Source organism: Candidatus Aramenus sp. CH1, from assembly GCA_022678445.1.
Taxonomy (GTDB): domain Archaea; phylum Thermoproteota; class Thermoprotei_A; order Sulfolobales; family Sulfolobaceae; genus Aramenus.
The window spans coordinates 92,613-112,465 of record JALBWU010000004.1 but is presented as its reverse complement, the minus strand read 5'-3'; the positions used below and the strand labels follow the sequence as shown (position 1 = coordinate 112,465).

The window sequence follows — 19,853 nt, the reverse complement described above, 5'->3', positions numbered from 1 at the left end:
CGCGATAAAAGTTTTGTTAAAAAAGTATATAATTTGTCACTACGATTAACTAAATGATGCACTGTGACTGAAGAGCTATTGTTAGTTGGAAACGTGGAGGAGGCAGCCAAAAAGGCGGCCCAATGGTTAATCAACAGGAAACCCATCAAGAAACTCATAGACTGGGGAATTTCCTTCTCGCTGTGGCCACCTCACCTTACCACCAGTTGCTGTGGAACTGAATTCGGGGCCTTTGCCGCAGCGAGGTTCGACGGGGAAAGGTTTGGCCTACTTCCGTTCTCCTCAGCAAGGCAATCAAACTTGCTCGTGATTGAGGGGACTATGACGAGGAAGATGGCCAGAGCGGCGAGGATAGTGTGGGAGCAGATGCCGGAGCCCAAGTATGTAATATCCATGGGCGCGTGTAGTCTAGAGGGAGGGATATTCTGGAACTCTTACAACACGGTCTTGCCATCGGAAATAGGGATCCCGGTCGACATCTACTTACCAGGCTGTCCAACAAGACCTGAGGCAATAGCCAGAGGTCTCTTGATGCTACAGAAGAAGATAAGGAATCACGAGATAAGCAAGTAGACGTTGTTTACGTTAGTGTATGTCAGCCCAGTTTTTACTGTTACCCTGTACTTCTCCAGTAACTCATAACTGGAGTGATTTGCCAGGGCTTCGCTTATCTCTCTGTAGCCTAGGTCAAATCCTTCGTCTATAACGCAACCGGCGTATTCGCTGTTGCCGTCTATACCGTCAGTGGCTATGGCGTACAGCTTGAACTTGCCCCTTTTCCTTACCCACTTTAGGAAAGATAACGCGACTTCTCCGTTTCTCCCTCCCTTTCCTATCCTCTCCCCCTTCCTTATGGTGACCTCTGGCTCCCCTCCAACTATTAGTGAAAACTTACCGGAAAAGGGGATCGAGTACTCCATTGAGGAGTTGTAGATCGAGGCAAGGTTTTCCCCAAGGCTACTTGCCTCACCCCTTATTTCTGAAGTAAGTATGAAGGGGTTTAGGAGGATCTGAGAGAGGCGTTTTAGCACATGCATATTGTCTAGGATAACGAAGTTCCTGACGTTTTCTAGATTCTTTGGCGTCTCTCTCAAAAAGGATGAGTACTTTTCGAGGCCTATCCTGGAGAGGATGTCTCTTGCATCCTCCACTGTGGAGGGGTCTGGGGCTGTAGGTCCACTGCCGATGCTACTCACGTCATTCCCCGGGACGTCGCTAACTATAAAGGTGACCACGGGGGCCCTGGACAGTAGGCCCAAGTTGCCTCCCTTGACCGTGGAGAGGTGTTTCCTAACTACGTTGATCTCGTTTATGGAAAGTCCAGAGGAGACTAGGGCCCTGTTGAGCTCGTAAAACTCCTCCAAGGGTATAAGGGGATCTTCCATGAGGGCAGATGCACCGCCAGAGAGTAGGAAGAGGACTAGGTCGTAGTTCTCCTTTGCTAAAGCCTCCTTTACCTCCCTTGCCGACCTCACGCTGAGCTCGCTGACGTTGGGATGCGTGGACTCTATGACTTCGGCATCGAGCATCACATTTGAGCCCTTGGGAGTCACTACTATGCTTCTCACGGGCTTTACCCTCTCCAGGAAGAACTTGGCCATCTTATATGAGGCCTTTCCCACGGAGATAAGCAGGGGTCTCTCGAAGGTAACGCTGAAGTTCCCATAGGTGAGCTTGTTGCCCTCAATCTTCACCTTTTCCTTCAGCACTAGGTAAGGGTCTGAGAACTCCAAGATCTTTCTTACTATTTCGTCCAATTCCTATCAAGAGTATTCCGAACAAGATAATTAAAAACCCTAGGATATCTAGTGCTGTCCCTGGATATACAGAAAACGTGGAATATACTACGCTAAACGCGCCCCCCACTATTGAAGAGAGCGTCTTCACGCTACCCCAGACCCTTCCCATCACTTGGTTTGGAACGTTAAGCCTCATTATCGACCTCCAGCTCACGTTCTGGAACGACGTAAAAATTCCCCTAATGACAACTAACGTAAAGACGGCGTAGTCCTTGAATAGGGACATGGAGATCATGGACACCCCCAACCCTAGGGCACCCAGTATTGCGGTAGTGAGGAGAAACCTCTCGCTGAACCTCGAGGACAGGAAAGCTCCAACTCCGCTACCTACAGTGGTAAACGCCGAGACCAGCGCTAAGCTCTGCTCGTCCTTAAAGACGTCAAAGGCGTAGCTGTTCACAATGACGGGGGCTATGCCGACAAAGGCAAAGGCCACGGAGAACACGAGTATTGAGAGCTTCATGTCGCTCAAGGAAAGGCTTTCTTTTTCCACCATTCCTCTGCTGAGCGGGATTAGGGAAATGACCACGGCCGAGAGCACTCTGAACGCAGAGGTGAGGAACAAAAAGGTTAGGGTTCCCAGGAGAGGGAAGGCTAGGGCTAGGACTCCTCCGGTTAAGGAGAACAAGGATATTGTAAGGGAATTGAGGGATGTTGCCCCTATTACCTCTCCCCTCTTAAGTACGGACTGGATTATCCCTGCGGAAAAGGGAGAAGAAAAGGAGACCAAGAAGGTGACCGCCAAGTAAGACATCACTAAGGCGAGGACCCCAAAGGAAGAGGTTATTATGAAGACCCCTTGTAGAACCCTTAGCAGGACAAGTGTCCTCTTCCTGTTTACCCTGTCAGCGAGGAAACCAGAGGGGAACGGAGCTAGTGCGGATATCACCATGGATATACCCGACACTCCGACGTATAAGGGAGCGGAGAGCCGGAGTAGGAGGTAGGCCACTGCTATAGTGTACATTACCCCAGAGACGTGCATAAGGGAAGTGGCGAACCAGTAATACCTGTAGCCCTTATTTTCCCTTAACGCCTTTACTAGTTTCATTTTCCCTAAACTCCTTGTACAGCTGTGAGGCTACCTTCCTACCTTCCTTGGTTAGGTCAAAGTAAATACCCTTAGGTTTGTGCCCCATTTCTTTTGCCTTCACCTTTAGCCAGGGTTTGACTGAAGACGTCACGGACTTCTTTAACGCTCCCTGGAACCTAGTTAAGTAGCCCATCTTCTCGAGCTCCCTACAAGCCAGGTCTATTTCGTCCTCGTTGTACTTTGGAGCCCAACCGCTCTCGCCTAAGAGCCTCCTCGCCATATACCAAGGGTTGTCTGGGCCGTACTTGTATATGTGCACGAGAATCTTCTTCATTAGTTCGTTTAGCTCAGGCGTTTACCATCACCTGCTCCACGAGGGCCCTTGGCACCTCTACGAGTTTACCGTCCACCTCCAGGAAGACCTTGTCCCCTTCCCTCTTGACAGATATCACCCTCCCTGGGATTAGCCCCATCTTTTCAGCCTCCCTTAGTATCCACTCCTCTTCCTTTACTATCATGACTACCTTGTATGAGCCAGACTGCGTCTGCGAAAGTGGGGTTCCCTTTACTTCTCCCCTTCCCGGTATTGGGTGCCCGTGTGGACACGTTGACGGGAAGCCCAACACTGCGTCTATCTTGTCTAGGACGTCGTTTGGCCATATGTGCTCTAACTTGTGGGCTATCTCGTGGGCCCTAATCCAGTCGAGGCCCAACACGTCCGTCAACAGTCTCTCTGAGAGCCTATGAGACCTTATCAACCTCTCGGCCAGTCGCCTTCCCTCCGGCGTAAGCCTTATCCCCTTTCTATCCCTCACTATTAGCCCGAGGAATTCCAGCCTGCTTATTGCCTTGCTTATGGTCCCAGGTGACACGTTAAAGGCCACGATCAGCTCGGAGACCTTTGCGTGGCCCCTCTGGGCCTCAATCTCGTAAATCTCCTTCAAGTAGTTTTCCAGGGGCTCGGAGAGTTCAACCATTATATTAAGCTTTGACTTTGGCTTTAATAATCTCGATAAGCCTACAAACTGACTCCTCCTTGGCGAAGACCTCTATGTGGGTGTCGAACTTGCCGTTTATACCGTTGTTCTTTAGGTACTGCTTGAGGTTCTCTATTGCCTCGTCTACGGCTGAGGAAATGTGTGAATGAAAACTTGATTTAGTCACAACCTCAGGTAGATCCAAGTTATCTACCCTCACAACTGCGTAGAATTTTTTCCTATCTAAGTCCATGGTGGACTCTCCAAACAATTACTTGGCTTACTATGTAAAAAGATTGAGGCTAACAATTCGAACTTAAGAAAGTTATTAAAGGTGTTTTCTCAAACTAGAATGTATGTATAAGTTAGTTGTCAAGGTGAACAGTGGATCCCCTAGGAGCTCCTTGTTGACGTTCAAGAAGGCCGGGTTCATCCCACTCTATTACAGAAAAGATGGCAACAGAGAAGTTTACACGGCCCTATATAAGTCCAACGATCTCAACGAGCTGAAGGAGGCACTGGTTGACTTGGCCTACCTACTTTCCAGAGAGGGGAAGACGGGCGGACACGACTTCGCTGTAGTCTATCAAGTCCAGGACAAGTACTTAGGTAAAGGCATCGGTGGTGTACTTGGCGCTGGCATAGGATGGCAACTTGGCGGGATTGGCGGGATGATACTCGGCTTGCTAGGTGGGCTTATTTTGGGCGAGTTAATAGATATAGAGATGGGAGAAAGACTGGTAGGTGTGTGGGGATGGCCAATCTCGATAGTGTATTAGCCAACAGGCTGGGCAGTTCCCTAATAGGGCTACTGATGTTTGGCAGTGCCCTGTACCTGGTTCTGACGATTCACTTTAGCCTTAGCCAGCTTCTGGGCGTTGCGCTGAACTTCAATCCATACCCGTTCTACTTTGTAGGCATCGTAATAGGCTTTGAGAGGCTAGTCTTCGGGATCACTGGAGACAAGAGGCTTTACTACCTCATCATGGGGGAGAAGAGCGACCTAACCATTTACTTCATTCAAGGCATATTCATATTCGGGATAATAATAGGAGCTTACATAGGTGCATACGCCCTATTCTTGAGCGGTCTGCTCGACAGATTAGCTGAACTCGGAGAGGGAGTGAGTTTCGTCCTCTTCGCCATATCGCTCCTAAAAATGCCCTGATTTTTTACACTTAAGTAGGAGCCAAGGGCCCATCCTTTTGCTGTCCTCTAATTCAAGGCCCGCCTCCTTGATCGAGGAAAGGTAGAAGTCCCTGTGCTTTAGGCTGATTTTCCACCACTTGCCCAAAATGGATGCTATGAAGTTTCCGCTGGTTAATATCCCTATAGCGCAACGCGCCTCCCTCTTCATCACCCTCGAAATCTCGTGGACTGCTAAGGACGGATTATCCAACATGTGTAAAACAAACAGCGACGCTACTCCGTCAAACACCTCTGCTTTGAAGGGAAGCTTCCTTGCGTCCCCTTTCACAGCGATCACTTTGGACCTCTTAGAGAGCATAGCCCTCAGAAACTTGGTTGATATGTCTAGTCCTACGCATCTCTCGCAACCGGCGTAGTCGAAAAGCTTTCCAGTACCTGTGCCCACATCCAGAACGACCTTCCCGCTGACGTAATTCCCCGCCTCTTCCATAATCGAGGAGTAAGTCCTCCCTGCAGTGATTAAGAAGCCTAGGGGGGCCCACACGTTCTCGTATATGGGCGTAACCTTTTCCAAGACGTCGTGAGTCTTCACTTCTTTGCCCAAAAAGTCGTAAATGCCGTCTATGTACGAAAATCTATGTCCCTTCTCACAGGTTAGGTTAGCGTCAATCTTCGTACCGTCGATTGGGCAGGCGAACATGTCGAGAATTTCAGACATTAGCCAAATATTTGATGAAGTCCTTTAAAGTAATTATCTTTTTTCCGTTAACATAAAGGCTCCCAATGTTTTTGTTTTTCATTAAATTTACAGCTCTATTTAAAGTGGACCCCTCGTCAACGGCAACTAGTCCCGGGGACATTACTTGAGATACTGATACGTCGACCTCTAGCTTATCCACGTAAAAGTAAACTATGTCCCTAGCAGATATCATTCCCCTAGGCTCCTTCTCCACTACTGGCAAGTGCCTTATGGAGTGAGTAGTCATTATCTCGATAGCCGTGGAGACGCTAGTGAAGCTCTCCACGGTAATGGCAGACCTGGCCAATAATGATACCTTCTCACTTCCCCAAGACATCGAGAAGACCACGTCTTTTTCGGTGACTATTGTGTCCTTGTAGAGCACTGCGTCAACGTTGTTCTTAACCATCGCAGTCGCTATCTCCCTTGGCTCGTTGGCCTTAACGTAGACCAAGGGCTTTAGCTTGACGTCCCTTAGCCTAGTCTCCGTGGAGAAGAGTATTTGTCTAAGTGCCTCATCCACAGTAAATAAGCCAGCGGGCTTCCCATCACACGTTATAACTACTCTCCTTATGTTTCGACTCTTCATGAAAAACATGGCGTCAAGCGCTGAGGCGCTGCACTCTAGTGACACTACTTCCGAACCTTCAATCAACTAGTTTGACCTCCCTAATGTTGAGAGACCTCATCAAATTAAATATTATCAAGTTCTCGAAACTCCTCTCAGCTTTTCTCCCGTTTACCTCCATCTTAACTTCTTGCGCGCATTCCTCAGCCTCCTTCACTATCCGCCTCGCTATCTCCTCAGCCTCCTCTACCTTAGTTATCTCGAACTTCTTTCCCAAGTTCAAGTCCTTAAACCCCTCAATCATGACCACGTCAGCTGGGAGTAGCCTTAGGTAATCAAAGCAGGGAAAGAAGATAGCGCAGTCGTTGCTGTGGAAGAGCACCACCTTTGCTCCTGCCCTCATAAACCTGGATGTGTCCTTGTTCTCGGGGTTTATCACGTGATGTGAATGCTTCACTGTAGCAACGAAGAGGCCCTTCTGCGTCAACATCTTGGTGGCAAGCTCTATGGCCTTCGTCTTTCCAGTGTCCTTCTTACCTATCACTTGGAATATGCAGACCATATATATTTCTTTGAGGACTTATTAATGATGCTTATCCCATTAGAGGAAGCGAGGAAAAAGATCGAGGCCTTGTTCTTCACGCCTAAGGTAGCTGAGGTAGACCTACTTGAGGCCGTTGGAAGAGTGGTAGTTGAGGACGTCTACAGCGAGTTAGACATCCCAGCAACGAACATTTCGGCCATGGACGGCTTTGCGATAAACGTCAAAGACTCGGGAAAAAGGCTGAAGATAGCGGGCAAGGTATACCCCTCAACCAAGGAGGTTCCAAAGCTCAAGGAAGGAGAGGCGTACTACGTGACTACTGGTGCCCCAATCCCCGAGGGAGCGAACTGCGTTGTAAGGGTTGAGGGAGTAAAGGTGGTTGACGACTACTTGGAGGTAGGGGAAAAGACCTTCGAAGGAAAGGACATCATAAGGAAGGGGGACAACGTCAAGAAGGGAGAACTGATCATCAGGAGGGGAGAGGAAGTTAGGCCGTACCACCTAGGCATCTTGTCTTACCAGAGAAAGAAAAGGCTAAGGGTTCTTGACTTGTCCTTTGCTGTGTTCGCCAACGGGGACGAGATAGTTGAAATGGGAAAAGAGGGCGAAGGCACACCGGACTCTATCTCGCCCATACTCTTCCCCTTGCTTAGGCGTTTTGGGAGGCCAATCTACCTAGGGGTGGCTAGGGACAGGGAAGACAGCGTTGTCGAGATGATGAAGATGGCGATAGAACACGACTTTGTAATCTCCATCGGGGGATCGTCGATGGGAGAGAAGGACTACGTGAAGAGGGTTATAGAGAGGATGGGACAGCTGCTGTTTGAGGGCGTCTCAGTTAACGTAATAAAGAGAGGAGGAGTAGGGTTAATACAGGGAAAGCCAGTTTTGGTCCTGCCAGGCCAAGTGGTCTCGGCAGTGACTTCCTTCCACGAGTACGGGCTTGGGCTGATCTCCCGGTTCCTCGGCGTCGAGGTCAGGAGGTACGAACAGGTGGAGCTGGCAATCGACGTTGAGGTGAACCACAGGATGGACTCAGTCTACCTCTTCTACGTTGACGGCGGTAAGGCGTTTCCACTGAGGTGGGGAGTAGGGCTATACAACGAAATAAATAAGGCTAACGCTTTTGGGGTTCTCAAGAGAGGGGTTACGTATAGGAAAGGTGACAAGGTTATTGTACAGAGACTCCTATGACGCCGTTATCTTGTCCGGTGGTTTCTCGAAGAGGTTCGGCAGCGACAAGTGCGAGTTCTGCATTTCAGGGAAGAGGATGATAGAGAGGGTGGCCAAGGTCTTCGACCGCCCCATAGTGGTCTCCCACGTTGACAGGAGGCTCAGGGTAGACCACGTCTTCGTTGAGGACAGGGAGAGAAGGGGGCCAGGGTACGCGTTGAAGCTCGCAATACCGTTCCTGGAGAGGGAAAAGGTATTCGTAACGGGGTGCGATTTTCCTTTTATAAAGAAAGAGGTAGCCGACCTAATATGCGCTAAGGACTTCGACGTCTCCATGCCAATAACAGAGGAGCCCCAGCCCCTCCTCGGGTGCTACAAGGCGGAGCTAATAAAACGTTACAACGTGGGTAGGCTTATGGATCTGATAGAAATCGCTAGGAGCGTGTACCTAGTGGGCACAGAGGAAATAGCGTTTGTCGACCCAAACCTCCTCTCCCTTAGGAACATTAACACCGTGAGTGACCTAGGGAGGAGATGCAGGGTATTTACTAAGTCGAGAATAATATTTAGGTGAGAGGCAGGTTATGATAGTAGGTAAGTGACCTTGCTAGTACCATTTGTACCTTCACCGCCGGAAGTTGTGGAGGAAATGCTAAAGTGTGCTAACCTCAGCAAAGACGACGTGTTACTCGACCTAGGCTGTGGAGACGGCAGGATAATAAAGACGGCAAAAAAGCATTTCCACGTAAGGACGGCAATAGGGGTGGAAATAAACAACGACCTATGCTTAGAGGCAAGGGATCTAGACGTTGAAGTCGTCTGCGGGGACATGGTTCTACTCTTGGAAGTGCTAATCCCGAGGGTGACAGTCATAACCGCGTACCTCTCCACTAGGACCAACGAGATAATCCAGGAGAAAATACTCAAGCTGGGCAGGAAGGGACTTAGGGTAGTCAGCCACGACTTTGTCTTCGAAAAACTGAGGCTAAAGGAGACGAGGAGGGTAAAGGCAATGGGACTCCTTGGCTGGACTGAGCATACCATCTACTGTTACGAGCTATGAGGATCTGTGCCCTCTTTTCCGGAGGAAAGGACAGCACTTACGCCCTCCACTGGGCTGTAATGAAGGGGTTCAGGGTAGTATGCCTAATAACCATGTTGCCTGAGAGGGAGGACTCGTGGATGTTTCAGCACCCCAATGTCCAGTTCGCTAGATACCAGAGCGAAGTGATGGGCTTTTCCCACTTCTTTCAGAAGACTTCTGGGGAAAAGGACAAAGAGCTAGACGACTTAAGACACGCTTTCCTGAAGGCCAAGGGGATGGGCGCAGAGGGAATAGTAACTGGGGCACTCCTCTCAGACTACCAAAGGCTTAACGTAAACTTAATAGCCGAGGAGGTAGGGCTCAAGACTTACTCACCCCTCTGGAGGAAGAACCAGGAAGAGTACATGAGGGGAATAGTGAGGGAGGGCTTTTCTTTCATTATAACTTCGGCCTCAGCCTACGGCTTCCCCTTTGACCTAGTGGGCAAGGAAGTGGACGAGGATGACGTTGAGAGGATAATCTTCTCAGCGAAGAAGTACGGCTTCAACCCGGCCTTTGAGGGAGGGGAAGCTGAGACGTTCGTGGTTAATGCTCCCCTCTTCAAGAAAAAGCTAAAGGTGGAGGGAGAAAAGGTAAAAGTAGGAGAGTTCGAGTGGAAGTTCGTAATAAGACGTATACTCTTGTGAAGTGCAAGTTCGTCCTAGACTCCAGAGGCATCAAGGAAAACGTGAACGTGGTCGTGGAGGACGGAGTTATAAAGGACGTAGGGAACTCTAGAGAGGGGGATGAGGTAGACTGCAGCAACCTTGTAGTAACTCCGGGCTTTGTCAACTCCCATACGCATACTGCCATGATAGCCATGAGGGGCTACTACGACGACTCTGAATTACAGGAATGGTTGCAGAGGATGTGGGACTTCGAGAAGCGAATGCCGAGTAGACTAATGAGGCTGGGGAGCGAGATAGCGGTTCTGGAGATGTTGTCCTCTGGTACTACTGCTTTTGTGGACATGTACTTTAACCCGGAGGACATCAAGGAGTTGGCTGAGAAGTACAAGGTGAGGGCCTTTGCAGGGCATACCTTTCTGGACTCCATGTTAGATCCAGAGGAGGTCGCAAGGAGGCAAGGGAGACTCCGAGACTCTAAGCACTTCAAGGCAATCGTTAACGTCCACTCGATTTACGCTGTCGGGGAGAATACGTTAAAGCTGGCGAAAGAATTGGCTGAGAGCGAGGGCACTTGGATCCACATCCACGTATCTGAGACTAGGAAGGAGATCTATGACGTGAAGAGGAGGACAGGCAGGTTTCCTGTAGAATACTTGCGAGACCTTGGCTTAACGTCGCTAGTTAACGCAGTTCACTTGGGCTGGGTGGCCAGCTGGGAAATCGAGGAACTTAAGAAGGCTAGGGCGACAACGCACTGCCCGACCTCTAACATGAAGCTAGCCACTGCTGGTACATTCCCCTTTTTCGAGATGATGGAGGGAGGAATAAACGTGACACTTGGGACAGATGGAGCCTCAAGCAACAACAGCTTGGACATCCTGGCGGAGATGAAGACCGCCGTTCTCCTCCAAAGGCATAATTACTGGGATACAAGGATAAAGGCCATACATGCGTTTAAGGCCGCCACAGTGAACGGCTACAAGCTACTTGGGATAAGAGGAGGGTTACTGGAAAACGGATACGTGGCTGACATGGTTCTCTTTGACGCGTCTCTCCTCTACCCGCTTACTAGGGACAGACTGCTCTCAAACATAGTGTATTACGCGGGGCAGGATGCACTTGTGGCTACGATAGCTGATGGGGTAATATACAGTAGGAGTGAGCTCGTGCAGAAGAGAAGGAAATTAGGAGAGGAATTGAACAGGGAACTAGAGAAACTTTGAGACCTCGTCGTAGAGCCTCGACCTGAACTTGGCCGAGGAAAAGTCTTCCGCCCTTTTCGACATCTCCCTCCTCAGCTCGGCGTCTACGTTCAGAACCTGCTTCAGCAGGCTTGAGGCCTCCTCCAAGGTCGTATAGGAGAACTCCGGTACTACCTCTTGTCCACCGCTTTCCTTTGGCACTATTGGGATAAGTCCAGCAGACATGGCCTCAACTATGGGAATGCCGAAGTGCTCCCCCACGGTGGGGTGGAAGTAGACTGAGGCCCTCTTCATTACCTCGAGCAACTCCTCCCTTGATAGGTTCGGTAGGAACTCCACCGGGGCCCTTAGCTTCCCTGAGAGCTCCCTCAAGTGGTTGAGGTATCCCTTGTCGCCAAGGGAGCCAACGATAACCCCCTTTATCCCGGAGATCGCAGAGAGCCTCACTGCGTTCTCCAGGCTCTTCCCCCTCTCTATTCTACCTATGGAGAGGAAGAACGGCTCTTTGCTCTCGGAAAAGGCATTCCTGTAGAACTCCACGTCCACTGGAGGGTAAATGACCTTCTTGGCTTCCGCCCCGTAGGCCTCCTTTATCAGCTTGACTGAGTACCAGGAGTTGGCTATGATGTAAGCCCTTCTAGCTTCCTCAGTCAGCCTCTTAGCTATGGACTTAAAGGGGAGAAGGTAAAGCTTCCAAAAGAGCGACTTGGAGTACTTTGTCGGCGCTGAAGCTATTGCCGGACCTCCAGCGTAGATTACGTGGGGGGCTACCTTAGACAACGGAACGGGAACACCGGACAAGTTGAGGTAAAGGGACGGCCTCAGCTTCCTCGCGGGAAACCAGACAAGGAGCCTCTGGTACTTGTCAAACCTCCTCACCCTAAACGGGAGGAAATAGGCGCTGTTGCCTTCCTTAGGCTTTGAGAAGGATACTATCACGTACTCTACCCCCCTTTCCTTTAGGGCGGAGATCCCCTCTAGGTAAACTTTGCCCTCTCCGCTGTACCCCCTCATAGCCCCGTATCCGTGGGCAACGACTGCTACTTTTTTACCTTGACTCACGAGTATAGAGTTGTGGTGGAGATATTAATTCCAGTGGGGCCAAAGGACAGGGCTGACTGGGTAGAGAAGGCCATATCGTCAGCGGTGAAGCAGGGGAGAGTAGTGGTCTACGACAACTCGGAGAGGGAGGACTTGTCAGCGTTAATAAACAAGTACAACGTGAAGCACGTAAAGGCACCCAGGCTAAAGAGGGTGAACATGGCAAAGCTGAGGAACGAGATGCTCAAGTACGCCTCTGACAGGTTTGTGATCTTCCTGGACAGCGACGTAGTCCTCCCGGAAAAAGGGGCGGAGAAAATGGAAAGCTCCCTTAAGAGGGGCTTCGCCTTTACTTGGATGCACTACGCCTATTCAGAAGAGGAAATTGACGTTCCGCTTTCCCCTGGGGAGGAAAACCCGAACTTAGGTTGCGCAGCGTTGGACTTAGAAGCCCTAAGGAAGGTGGGGATGTTCGACGAAAGGTACGAGAGGGACGAGGATGTGTGGGTTTACTCCAAGTTAAAGAAAGTGGGCTTCAGGGTTGGGCCCACTGAGGGGAGGTGCCTCCACCTAAACAAGGTCCACTCTAGGGAAGACCTCACCTCTTCCTTGGAGGAGGCCAAGAGGAACCTCTGGAGGTCAAAGTACGACATGATGCTGGTGTTAGATGGGATGACAGACGTCACCTTCCTCACGGGTTACGGTTATTACGGCATGTACTACTTGCTGGGCATAGCGGGGGTTTTCTTTTACCCAGTCCTGCTGGGTTACGTGCCTCTTGTCGTACTTGGTATAAGGTACTACCGGGACGTGAGGAAGTTCTTTTACAACTTGATCCCTGGGTTGGCGTTGGCGGTATCCCTTCCTTACGGGCTCGTCTACGCTTACCTCAAGGGAAGGAGAAGGGAAGAGAGTGGCTGAGAAGTAGTAACGGAGCGTTGGTTCACCGTGAAACTCGGAATAGTTTACGACAACTTCTTGTCTTCGAGGTTCGGGGGAGGTGGGGCTGTCCACGCATACGAGGTAACGACTAGGCTAGCCAAGGAGTTTAAGGTTGTTTTGTACCCCCCTAGGACGGCGTTTAGGTTCGACAAAGATGACATCTTGAAGAGGGCCAAGGAACTAGAAACTAGGGGGATTAAGGTAGCTGACGACTTCTACCGCCTCCTTGACCAGGCTGAAAAGTACAAGGTAACACGAATCCAGAGGTTATTATTTCAAGAGAAAACTTCAGCAGAATACGTAAAGAACTTTAACGTTGACGTGGACTTCCTCTATGAGCCAGACCACACCTCTCTGGACGTATTTTTCTTTGGCGAAAAACAGAGATTTGGCCTAACCATCCACGAGCCACTCTTTTACGCCAATTCCCTGGAGTACTTAAGGAGGCTTTGGAAGTTCTATAGGTTCAACCCCTCCACTAAAAAGGGGTTCTACACTAGGTTCCTCTTTAACGAGCTAGTGGCAAAGCCAAAGTACTCCAAGTTGTTAAGGTCGCACAAGCCGACGTTTATAGCGTCAGTAAGCGAAGGTAGTCTAGCTTGGACGGGGATAGAGGGGGAAGTGTTAAGGCCGGGAAACGCGTTTGAGCCGGAGCTCCTAGCCTATAGAAATAAAGGAAAGGAGGACTACATCGTCTTTTGGAGCAGGCTTAACCAGGATAAGGGAATACAAGAAATCCCCGAGGTTATGAAGGTTATAAACTCCAGTAGGCCGACTAAGTTGATACTAATGGGGAAATTCTTCGATAAATACAATGAGAGGGCCTTCTGGAAAAAGATAAACAAGTATAACTTGCACGTAGAGTACTTGGGGTTTGTGGAGAGGAAGAAGTTAATCGACGTCGTCAGTAGAGCTAAGGTCCTAGTTTACCCATCCCACGTTGACGGCTTTTCCCTTGTGGTCTTGGAGTCCTTGGCTCTGGGAACTCCAGTAGTGGCCTACGATATACCTACTGTCAAGAGTGTCTACAGTGACCTTCCTGGAGTGACGTTTGTTAGGGAGTTTGACGTAAGGGGGATGGCAGAGAAAGCCCTTGACTTCCTGAGAAAACCTGAAAAGGAAATAGAGGACTTAATGAACGACGAGAGGCTTGTAAAATTCCTCCAACTCCACTCCAGCTGGGACAACGTCGTCAGGGCAATAAAAGAGCTTCTCCTCAAGTACGTCAAGGCTTAAACTCCTGGTTTACTAGGTCTGCCATCTTCGTAGCGCAGTCCTTTATGTCCTCTAGGATCTTGTTCTTGAGCTCTGCGTAGTCCTTTGACTTGTACAGGTACCTCGGCCTGCCCGCCTTGTTCCCGGGCTCCTTTATCCTCATTGCTAGGGCCATCTCGAGCAACTTGTTTAAGCTCCTGTTGATGGACGCCTTCGACAGCTTCAGTTCGCTCTCGAGCTCCTCGGTCCCCCTAGCGTCTCCCCTCATTAACGCCATTAGCACTTGCACGTCGGTCTCAGACAGGCCGTAGCAAAAGGACAGTATGTCCACTAGACCCGCGTCCTTACCAGAGGGAAGCTTTATCCTCGCACCAGAAATCTGAGTTTGTTCCATTTTGACCACATATAAAGAATGTAAACTCTCACTTATATATTTTTTTCTTGTAGTCAAAGGATTAGATTTCAACTTTTCCTTTCAAATGAGCTTTTATACAAAATACTTTACGCTCGTACTTTATATATAAGTGAGAATTCTTTCCATGTAGAAGAATTTCTCACTTATAAGCTTCAAGTTATAATTTTCATAGAAAAAAAAGATTTAAATAGTGGTACAGTAAATAGGTAACATAGTGAACTAATATGGCTAACGTGGAAGAAGTAGTAAAAGTGAGCAGGAACTACCAAGTTACTATACCGGCTAAGATAAGGCAAAAATTCCAGATAAAGGAAGGAGACCTAGTTAAAGTAGTTTACGACGAAAACGAGAACGCAGTAAAGATAGTGCTCATGAAGGAACCCTGGAAATAAATTTTATCTGTCCTCCTCTTTTTCTTTTTATGCTAATCGATATCCACGCGCATCTTCACACGAAGGACTTTGATCAGGATAGAGATAAGGTATTGGCGAAGTGCAACGTGAAGATTGTAGAAGCTGGAGTGGACTTAGAGAGTGACTTAAGGGTAATTGAGCTCTCCAGCAGGTACGGGTTAGTACCAGCGCTGGGTTTCCACCCGGAGTTCGTAGAGAGGAGCAATGAAGTAGAAGAGGTTCTGAAGCTCCTTGACAAGGCCAAAGCCATAAGCGAGGTTGGGCTCGACTACTACTGGGTAAAGGAAGAGGAGTTGAAGAGAGAGGAAGTCCAAGTGTTGGAGAGGTTCCTCGAGGAAGGCGAGAGGAGGAATCTCCCAGTAATAATTCACAGCAGAGGAGGTAACAGGGACCTCCTGTCTATCCTCCCCTCTTACAAGGTAAAGTTCGTCATTCACGCCTATGAGGGGAGCGTCAATGACGCACTAAAGTTCGTGGACCTGGGAGGGTTCATCTCCTTTCCCCCTGTCATAGTGAGGGACAAGTTTAGACAAGTTGTAGCGAAGGAAGTCCCCCTTGAGAACGCGTTAACTGAGACCGACTCCCCTTTCCTTGGAGTTGAGAAGGAAACAAGGAACGAACCGTGTAACGTCGTATACGCAGTAAAGAAGATAGCGGAGATGAAGGGAATAGACCAGGAAGAAGTAGAGAGAAAAATAGAGGAAAACTTCAAAAAAATATTCCCTTAGTGGTGGGACTCCTCCTGTGGCGCGAAGTAGACGAACAGGAAGAAGGCTACAAACCCTATGAAAGCCATTGCAGTAAATAGCCCTGTGTACTGCACAGCCACTCCGTGGAGGGTCTCCTCTACAAGTTCCCAAACTAGCAGGAGTATAGCCATCACGTAGCCTATTCCGAGTAGTTTGAAGAAGCTCACCATTTCAGCTCACCACCAGGATTGCTCCCCAGTATCCCATTACGTATCCCTTCTGGACGCCAATTAGCGGGCCTATCTTAGATGAGAGGTCTAGCGGGTTGTAGTTGTAGTACACTGGGGTCACTATTCCGTACAAGTAAGCTGGGGCGTTTGCAGTGAAGTGGAAGGTCATCGTAGTGTTGTACGAGATGGGCGCCGCGGCTACTGGAGTGATAGTTCCGTTCCACCATACAGCGTAAATGCCCACCATTACGTTCTTTACGAAGTAGCCAGTGCCGGTAGGGGTGTAGTTGTACAGGTAGTCTAGCTCGCTGGCTATTGCTGGGATGTACATGCTAATGGTCACGTTGTCCCCGTTCTCAACAACTAGCGTTGGCCCTGGAACTGAGTCGTTAAACACAGCCTCCTTGGATCCCTGCAAGTAGAAGCTTGGAGTTAGGGTGTTGTCCTGGACAACTATGGGCGGGTTGTAGGGGTCACCTCTGAGGGCGCTGGTTTGGGAGGTATGAGTCTGAGATATGTACTGGCTGAGGTCAGACACAGGGATGTAGCCCGAGGAAGGTATGTCTATTAGCAACCCTGCCTGGTAGCTGAACCAAGGCCCGTTGTATTCCCCTCCGAGGAAAGTGTATACGCCGGTAATGTTTGGCACAGGTAACACGTCGTACGCTACCAACCCTGGAACAATTTGGTCCGTTACTACTCTGTCGCTGTAGTCGGCGAAGTAGAAGTTTGAGGTCACGTCAGCAGAACTCATGCTGATGTTCAAGTACTCCCCTGGGTGACCTACTATGACGTTGTAGTAGAAGGGACTCCCCATCATGTTGGAGTTTACTGGACCTGTCTCTTGTACTTTGAACAAGTACTGGTATGACGTTATGTGAACGTTTACGATGTCTGAGCTAGGCTTGTTGTTTAGAGCGCTCAACACGCTTGGCACGCCACCTACTTGGAAGTCCAACGGGAGCGTTCCCGCAATTACTATGGCAAAAAGCACTATTACGAACGCGACCCACATCAATTCCCATCTTTCCTTTTTGTCCATCTAAACCACCTACCATCCGAGAGTAGAGTTCACAAGGTTTTATAACTTTTTATTAAAAAAATTAAATGCTTTTAGCCGCCTTCAGAACTGATACGGAGGTCATAATAATCCCTATCGTCAGTATCAGCAGCCACACGTCAATTAAGGCGTTGTACATGTCGCCCCCTAGGGTTAAGGGTATTACGCTTATTACTATTAGAAGGGCACCGACGATGCCTATTGCCCACCCCGCACCTAGGGCTTTCCTGTGGGACTTCACTAGTCTACTACTGAGGCTTACATTAGAGAGGCTGGGCATTCCAGTGCTCTCCCAACTTAATGACATTGCAACAGTATTTATTAGTTCTCCTAGTCCTAGCCCTTCAAGCCTAGCAGTCCTTCCCTTGACTAAAGTCAACACTAGATTGAGGAACCAGCCTAGAGTTGCGAGCTCGGCTATAAGTGCACCCACTGTCGCTAAGTTCTCTGCAAACACTAGACCCGATACCCTGGGGAAAATTTCAGCCCTCCTGACTATGCCGTAGAAGCCCTCCAGTTCAAACCCAATAATTAACAGTACGGAGCCCAGCGTATAGCCTATGAAGTGTAGCCACGCCAACTTACCGGAGTACCACTGTCTTCCCGACATCATGGGTATCATGAAGTATATGACGGCCATTGCGGCTGGGACTATGGAGAGTAAGATCATTGCGTGGAAGTGACCAACTACCCACATGGCATTGTGAACTATTGAGTCAAAAGCTATAGTCGCATTAGCGATGCCGGTCACTCCGGCAGCTATTGCGCCAGTGAAGGAAAGGGCAGTGAACGCCGTTATCACATTCCAGTTAACGTTAGCCCCCTTGGCGGTGGCCCACAAGTTGAGGAAAGTCATCATTGAGGGTATGACTACTGCATACGTTAAGACCTCTTGTATGACCTTGATCACTACGGGCAAGTTAACCATGTACAAGTGATGTATGGGCACGTTGTTGGAGAATATCAAGTAGAGGAGGGCGGAAATTCTTCCCATCCTGTCGCTGTAGAGTGGCTTGCTGGCTAACGTGGGGATTAGCAGGTATAACGCTCCTACTGCCGGAACCCATGCCATGTAAACTACGGAGTGACCGAATATCCAGAACGCTATTTGGTTCGCTATTGGGTTTAGCCCAACAACTCCAGCGTAAGCAAGCAGATCCCATACGTCAGCAGCGGTCACTCCGGAATAACCTATCATGAACATTAGGGTTACCATGAGGAAAAAGACTAGCGGGACTGGAAGCTTCTCCTTCAAGCTCTTGCTAGCTATGTAGTAGTGGTATACTATCCATATCCCTCCCGTGTAAGTGAATATGTCGAGGAGTAACCAGCCTATGAAGAACAGTGGAGAGACCACGTACTGGGAGTACCCGGGAATCCCCATAGGAGATATGTAGTACCAAATAGTAGCGGAGAAGTAGTTATCGTTGAACACTGGGTAGGCGACTATTGGACCCTCCATAAACATCATGGAGATATTTAGAATGATGAAAGAGATGTTGAGCAACCACTTGGCCCTCGGCTGTAAGTTGAGTAACTTTATGGTAAAGTAGATAAAGAGGGCGTAGATGACCTGCTGGGCGAAGCCGAAGAGGTCCCTTTCCGCGTGGAGCGTTATTCCTCCGTAGTACTCCTGAGAGGTCATGACTAGAGTTCCCAGTGTCCCCCACGCCGTCTCCTGTATCCTCACCATAAGGGAATCTATGACGCCTAGGAGCCCCCAGATGACCCCCATTACTAGCATGGCCATTACTATCCTAGTTGTCCAGTCCTTGTCAAGTTGGAATAAGGCTACAACTAGATCCTTCAGTCCCATATTAGGTCATAATAGATATTTGAGGGATTTTTTTATCCTTTTCCACATAAAGGATTACTATAATTTCTTTAACGCGGTTAGATAGTATAAAATAAATTAAAATAATTTAGTATTAAAAGAAAATAGACTAATAAGTCGAAATAGATGAACTTTACTCATAAGGGATTTTCAAGGACATGCTGCTTATGGGCATCACAAGCTTTACAGATAGGATTTTCACGAATACGCCGGTAGAAATGCGTAGCGCCGGGGGCGGGATTTGAACCCGCGTGGGGTGATCCCCAACGGCTACCTGCTTGATTAAAATAGCAGGCCGCCGCCCTAACCAGGCTAGGCGACCCCGGCAGTTCTTATTTTTCCCTCATCGCTTATAAATGTTATTGGGTCCAAAAGGGCCAGGAAACACGGAGAAAAGCAGAGCTGATTACGCGGAGCCGGATAGTCATGTGGAAACATCTTCGAAGCTAAGCGTCCAACGGGTACCTCTTATTCCGTCAACTTCAGCATTCCTTAGTAGATGAAAGCTCATGTTAAACGTTCTAATAATATCCTAAGCTTCCAGTAGTCGTAAAGCCATTAATATGTTGATTTCTTTTCCGCCACTTTCATCTTCATACCTCCGAACTGGAAACTAATCCAGCGTGATGTCTAATTAAGGACAAAACGTTAGACTTGTGGGAGCTATAGGGAGATGGAAACCATCTTCTCTATTTTCCCTCTAGATAGCAACAGGCATACGGACATCGTCCTGTTTACATTAACTTGTCAATCATTTAGCAAACGCGATTAAATTCAAAAGCTAGTACGAGTACTATATCATGGGTCGGGTAGGGTGGGGAGGCTCGCCACCTCCTGTACCCGCGTGGCGTAAGGCGGGCACCAGTAACCTCTTCCCCACGGCAAGGAATAACCTAGGTCCAGACCGTACGATGAGGATCGCCCAGTAGGGCTAACGGCTATGGACTTTCCCTTCGGAGGAAGGGAAAGTGCCATACTTGCCGGGTGAATCGGCCAGGCCCGGAAGGGAGCAACCGTAGCCGGACGTTAGCGCTTACTGGTCACCGGTCCGAGGAAGGTCTGGGTTAAGCCTAGGTTATTCACTACCGTGGGGGAGGGGGGCCGACCCGCAAAAGCT

General features: G+C 49.1%; 25 protein-coding genes, 1 tRNA gene and 1 other RNA gene. 13 read left to right on the top strand and 14 right to left on the bottom strand.

What is annotated here, in order from left to right; genetic code table 11:
* The first annotated feature begins 63 nt into the window (after positions 1-63).
* A complete protein-coding gene (locus tag MPF33_03630; GenBank protein MCI2414331.1) occupies positions 64-573 on the top strand; it encodes an NADH-quinone oxidoreductase subunit B in 510 nt (169 codons plus the stop codon).
* Here MPF33_03630 and MPF33_03625 read toward each other — a convergent pair.
* The 5 genes from MPF33_03625 to MPF33_03605 are packed head-to-tail and all read right to left on the bottom strand — an operon-like array spanning position 555 to position 4,062.
* Positions 555-1,757 (bottom strand): DUF4147 domain-containing protein, encoded by a 1,203-nt coding sequence (locus MPF33_03625; protein ID MCI2414330.1) that lies wholly within the window; start codon positions 1,755-1,757, stop codon positions 555-557. The two genes, MPF33_03630 and MPF33_03625, sit on opposite strands and share 19 nt — an antisense overlap.
* Entirely contained in the window at positions 1,684-2,850 is a 1,167-nt protein-coding gene (locus tag MPF33_03620) for a hypothetical protein (GenBank protein MCI2414329.1), read from the bottom strand. The genes MPF33_03625 and MPF33_03620 overlap by 74 nt, the downstream gene beginning before the upstream one ends.
* A complete protein-coding gene (locus MPF33_03615; GenBank protein ID MCI2414328.1) occupies positions 2,819-3,166 on the bottom strand; it encodes a hypothetical protein in 348 nt (115 codons plus the stop codon). The genes MPF33_03620 and MPF33_03615 overlap by 32 nt, the downstream gene beginning before the upstream one ends.
* A 13-nt stretch (positions 3,167-3,179) precedes the next feature.
* A complete protein-coding gene (locus MPF33_03610; protein ID MCI2414327.1) occupies positions 3,180-3,809 on the bottom strand; it encodes a metal-dependent transcriptional regulator in 630 nt (209 codons plus the stop codon).
* Positions 3,810-3,813: 4 nt separating this feature from the next.
* Entirely contained in the window at positions 3,814-4,062 is a 249-nt protein-coding gene (locus MPF33_03605; GenBank protein MCI2414326.1) for a hypothetical protein, read from the bottom strand.
* 103 nt (positions 4,063-4,165) lie between these two features.
* Between MPF33_03605 and MPF33_03600 the strand changes: the two genes are divergently transcribed.
* Positions 4,166-4,588 carry a hypothetical protein gene (locus MPF33_03600; GenBank protein ID MCI2414325.1) on the top strand — a complete coding sequence of 141 codons (423 nt, stop codon included), beginning with the start codon at positions 4,166-4,168 and terminating at the stop codon, positions 4,586-4,588.
* Positions 4,564-4,977: a hypothetical protein gene (locus MPF33_03595; protein ID MCI2414324.1), complete on the top strand. Its 414-nt coding sequence runs from the start codon at positions 4,564-4,566 to the stop codon at positions 4,975-4,977. Before MPF33_03600 ends, MPF33_03595 begins: the two co-directional genes overlap by 25 nt.
* Here the strand turns inward: MPF33_03595 and MPF33_03590 are convergent.
* Genes MPF33_03590 through mobB form a run of 3 tightly spaced genes read right to left on the bottom strand, consistent with a single transcriptional unit; the run spans position 4,963 to position 6,827 of the window.
* Complete coding sequence (locus MPF33_03590; protein ID MCI2414323.1) at positions 4,963-5,676, bottom strand: class I SAM-dependent methyltransferase; 714 nt, start codon at positions 5,674-5,676, stop codon at positions 4,963-4,965. The two genes, MPF33_03595 and MPF33_03590, sit on opposite strands and share 15 nt — an antisense overlap.
* Positions 5,669-6,352 carry a CBS domain-containing protein gene (locus tag MPF33_03585; GenBank protein ID MCI2414322.1) on the bottom strand — a complete coding sequence of 228 codons (684 nt, stop codon included), beginning with the start codon at positions 6,350-6,352 and terminating at the stop codon, positions 5,669-5,671. The genes MPF33_03590 and MPF33_03585 overlap by 8 nt, the downstream gene beginning before the upstream one ends.
* A complete protein-coding gene (gene mobB, locus MPF33_03580) occupies positions 6,345-6,827 on the bottom strand; it encodes a molybdopterin-guanine dinucleotide biosynthesis protein B (GenBank protein MCI2414321.1) in 483 nt (160 codons plus the stop codon). Before mobB ends, MPF33_03585 begins: the two co-directional genes overlap by 8 nt.
* Before the next feature lie 24 nt (positions 6,828-6,851).
* Here mobB and MPF33_03575 point away from each other — a divergent pair, with 24 nt between their 5' ends.
* Genes MPF33_03575 through MPF33_03555 form a run of 5 tightly spaced genes read left to right on the top strand, consistent with a single transcriptional unit; the run spans position 6,852 to position 10,918 of the window.
* Positions 6,852-8,003 (top strand): molybdopterin molybdotransferase MoeA, encoded by a 1,152-nt coding sequence (locus MPF33_03575; GenBank protein ID MCI2414320.1) that lies wholly within the window; start codon positions 6,852-6,854, stop codon positions 8,001-8,003.
* On the top strand, positions 7,984-8,556 hold the full coding sequence (locus MPF33_03570; GenBank protein ID MCI2414319.1) for an NTP transferase domain-containing protein: 573 nt from the start codon (positions 7,984-7,986) through the stop codon (positions 8,554-8,556). Before MPF33_03575 ends, MPF33_03570 begins: the two co-directional genes overlap by 20 nt.
* 30 nt (positions 8,557-8,586) lie before the next feature.
* Entirely contained in the window at positions 8,587-9,045 is a 459-nt protein-coding gene (locus tag MPF33_03565) for a hypothetical protein (GenBank protein MCI2414318.1), read from the top strand.
* On the top strand, positions 9,042-9,713 hold the full coding sequence (locus tag MPF33_03560) for a diphthine--ammonia ligase (GenBank protein MCI2414317.1): 672 nt from the start codon (positions 9,042-9,044) through the stop codon (positions 9,711-9,713). The genes MPF33_03565 and MPF33_03560 overlap by 4 nt, the downstream gene beginning before the upstream one ends.
* A complete protein-coding gene (locus MPF33_03555) occupies positions 9,680-10,918 on the top strand; it encodes an amidohydrolase (protein ID MCI2414316.1) in 1,239 nt (412 codons plus the stop codon). The genes MPF33_03560 and MPF33_03555 overlap by 34 nt, the downstream gene beginning before the upstream one ends.
* On the opposite strand, the gene MPF33_03550 is transcribed toward MPF33_03555, so the two are convergent.
* Positions 10,904-11,959, bottom strand: a complete 1,056-nt coding sequence (locus MPF33_03550; GenBank protein MCI2414315.1) for a glycosyltransferase family 4 protein — start codon at positions 11,957-11,959, stop codon at positions 10,904-10,906. The two genes, MPF33_03555 and MPF33_03550, sit on opposite strands and share 15 nt — an antisense overlap.
* 12 nt (positions 11,960-11,971) lie before the next feature.
* On the opposite strand from MPF33_03550, the gene MPF33_03545 reads away from it, so the two are divergent.
* A complete protein-coding gene (locus tag MPF33_03545) occupies positions 11,972-12,859 on the top strand; it encodes a glycosyltransferase family 2 protein (protein ID MCI2414314.1) in 888 nt (295 codons plus the stop codon).
* A 27-nt stretch (positions 12,860-12,886) separates the two neighbouring features.
* Positions 12,887-14,116, top strand: coding sequence for a glycosyltransferase (locus tag MPF33_03540; GenBank protein MCI2414313.1), 1,230 nt, complete (start codon positions 12,887-12,889; stop codon positions 14,114-14,116).
* On the opposite strand, the gene MPF33_03535 is transcribed toward MPF33_03540, so the two are convergent.
* A complete protein-coding gene (locus MPF33_03535; GenBank protein MCI2414312.1) occupies positions 14,106-14,489 on the bottom strand; it encodes an ArsR family transcriptional regulator in 384 nt (127 codons plus the stop codon). The two genes, MPF33_03540 and MPF33_03535, sit on opposite strands and share 11 nt — an antisense overlap.
* Positions 14,490-14,734: 245 nt before the next feature.
* On the opposite strand from MPF33_03535, the gene MPF33_03530 reads away from it, so the two are divergent.
* Both MPF33_03530 and MPF33_03525 read left to right on the top strand, forming a co-directional pair.
* A complete protein-coding gene (locus MPF33_03530) occupies positions 14,735-14,902 on the top strand; it encodes an AbrB/MazE/SpoVT family DNA-binding domain-containing protein (GenBank protein MCI2414311.1) in 168 nt (55 codons plus the stop codon).
* A gap of 29 nt (positions 14,903-14,931) precedes the next feature.
* Positions 14,932-15,651, top strand: a complete 720-nt coding sequence (locus tag MPF33_03525) for a TatD family hydrolase (GenBank protein MCI2414310.1) — start codon at positions 14,932-14,934, stop codon at positions 15,649-15,651.
* Here the strand turns inward: MPF33_03525 and MPF33_03520 are convergent.
* The 4 genes from MPF33_03520 to MPF33_03505 form a co-directional block, all read right to left on the bottom strand.
* Positions 15,648-15,842 (bottom strand): hypothetical protein, encoded by a 195-nt coding sequence (locus MPF33_03520; GenBank protein ID MCI2414309.1) that lies wholly within the window; start codon positions 15,840-15,842, stop codon positions 15,648-15,650. The genes MPF33_03525 and MPF33_03520 overlap by 4 nt on opposite strands.
* A gap of 1 nt (position 15,843) precedes the next feature.
* Positions 15,844-16,884 (bottom strand): oxidase, encoded by a 1,041-nt coding sequence (locus MPF33_03515; protein MCI2414308.1) that lies wholly within the window; start codon positions 16,882-16,884, stop codon positions 15,844-15,846.
* A 61-nt stretch (positions 16,885-16,945) separates the two neighbouring features.
* Positions 16,946-18,718 carry a cbb3-type cytochrome c oxidase subunit I gene (locus MPF33_03510; GenBank protein MCI2414307.1) on the bottom strand — a complete coding sequence of 591 codons (1,773 nt, stop codon included), beginning with the start codon at positions 18,716-18,718 and terminating at the stop codon, positions 16,946-16,948.
* 244 nt (positions 18,719-18,962) lie between these two features.
* Positions 18,963-19,063, bottom strand: a tRNA-Ser gene (locus MPF33_03505).
* 475 nt (positions 19,064-19,538) lie between these two features.
* Between MPF33_03505 and ffs the strand changes: the two genes are divergently transcribed.
* Positions 19,539-19,844, top strand: an RNA gene (ffs, locus tag MPF33_03500) — signal recognition particle sRNA.
* The last annotated feature ends 9 nt before the right edge of the window (positions 19,845-19,853 follow it).

Bases quoted from the DNA above. Each gene is read 5' to 3' on its own strand.
- MPF33_03620 (MCI2414329.1), bottom strand. From the start codon at position 2,850: ATGAAACTAGTAAAGGCGTTAAGGGAAAATAAGGGCTACAGGTATTAC.
- MPF33_03615 (MCI2414328.1), bottom strand. From the start codon at position 3,166: ATGAAGAAGATTCTCGTGCACATATACAAGTACGGCCCAGACAACCCT.
- MPF33_03610 (MCI2414327.1), bottom strand. From the start codon at position 3,809: ATGGTTGAACTCTCCGAGCCCCTGGAAAACTACTTGAAGGAGATTTAC.
- MPF33_03605 (MCI2414326.1), bottom strand. From the start codon at position 4,062: ATGGACTTAGATAGGAAAAAATTCTACGCAGTTGTGAGGGTAGATAAC.
- MPF33_03600 (MCI2414325.1), top strand. From the start codon at position 4,166: ATGTATAAGTTAGTTGTCAAGGTGAACAGTGGATCCCCTAGGAGCTCC.
- MPF33_03595 (MCI2414324.1), top strand. From the start codon at position 4,564: ATGGCCAATCTCGATAGTGTATTAGCCAACAGGCTGGGCAGTTCCCTA.
- MPF33_03590 (MCI2414323.1), bottom strand. From the start codon at position 5,676: ATGTCTGAAATTCTCGACATGTTCGCCTGCCCAATCGACGGTACGAAG.
- mobB (MCI2414321.1), bottom strand. From the start codon at position 6,827: ATGGTCTGCATATTCCAAGTGATAGGTAAGAAGGACACTGGAAAGACG.
- MPF33_03575 (MCI2414320.1), top strand. From the start codon at position 6,852: ATGATGCTTATCCCATTAGAGGAAGCGAGGAAAAAGATCGAGGCCTTG.
- MPF33_03560 (MCI2414317.1), top strand. From the start codon at position 9,042: ATGAGGATCTGTGCCCTCTTTTCCGGAGGAAAGGACAGCACTTACGCC.
- MPF33_03535 (MCI2414312.1), bottom strand. From the start codon at position 14,489: ATGGAACAAACTCAGATTTCTGGTGCGAGGATAAAGCTTCCCTCTGGT.
- MPF33_03530 (MCI2414311.1), top strand. From the start codon at position 14,735: ATGGCTAACGTGGAAGAAGTAGTAAAAGTGAGCAGGAACTACCAAGTT.
- MPF33_03525 (MCI2414310.1), top strand. From the start codon at position 14,932: ATGCTAATCGATATCCACGCGCATCTTCACACGAAGGACTTTGATCAG.
- MPF33_03520 (MCI2414309.1), bottom strand. From the start codon at position 15,842: ATGGTGAGCTTCTTCAAACTACTCGGAATAGGCTACGTGATGGCTATA.
- MPF33_03515 (MCI2414308.1), bottom strand. From the start codon at position 16,884: ATGGACAAAAAGGAAAGATGGGAATTGATGTGGGTCGCGTTCGTAATA.
- MPF33_03510 (MCI2414307.1), bottom strand. From the start codon at position 18,718: ATGGGACTGAAGGATCTAGTTGTAGCCTTATTCCAACTTGACAAGGAC.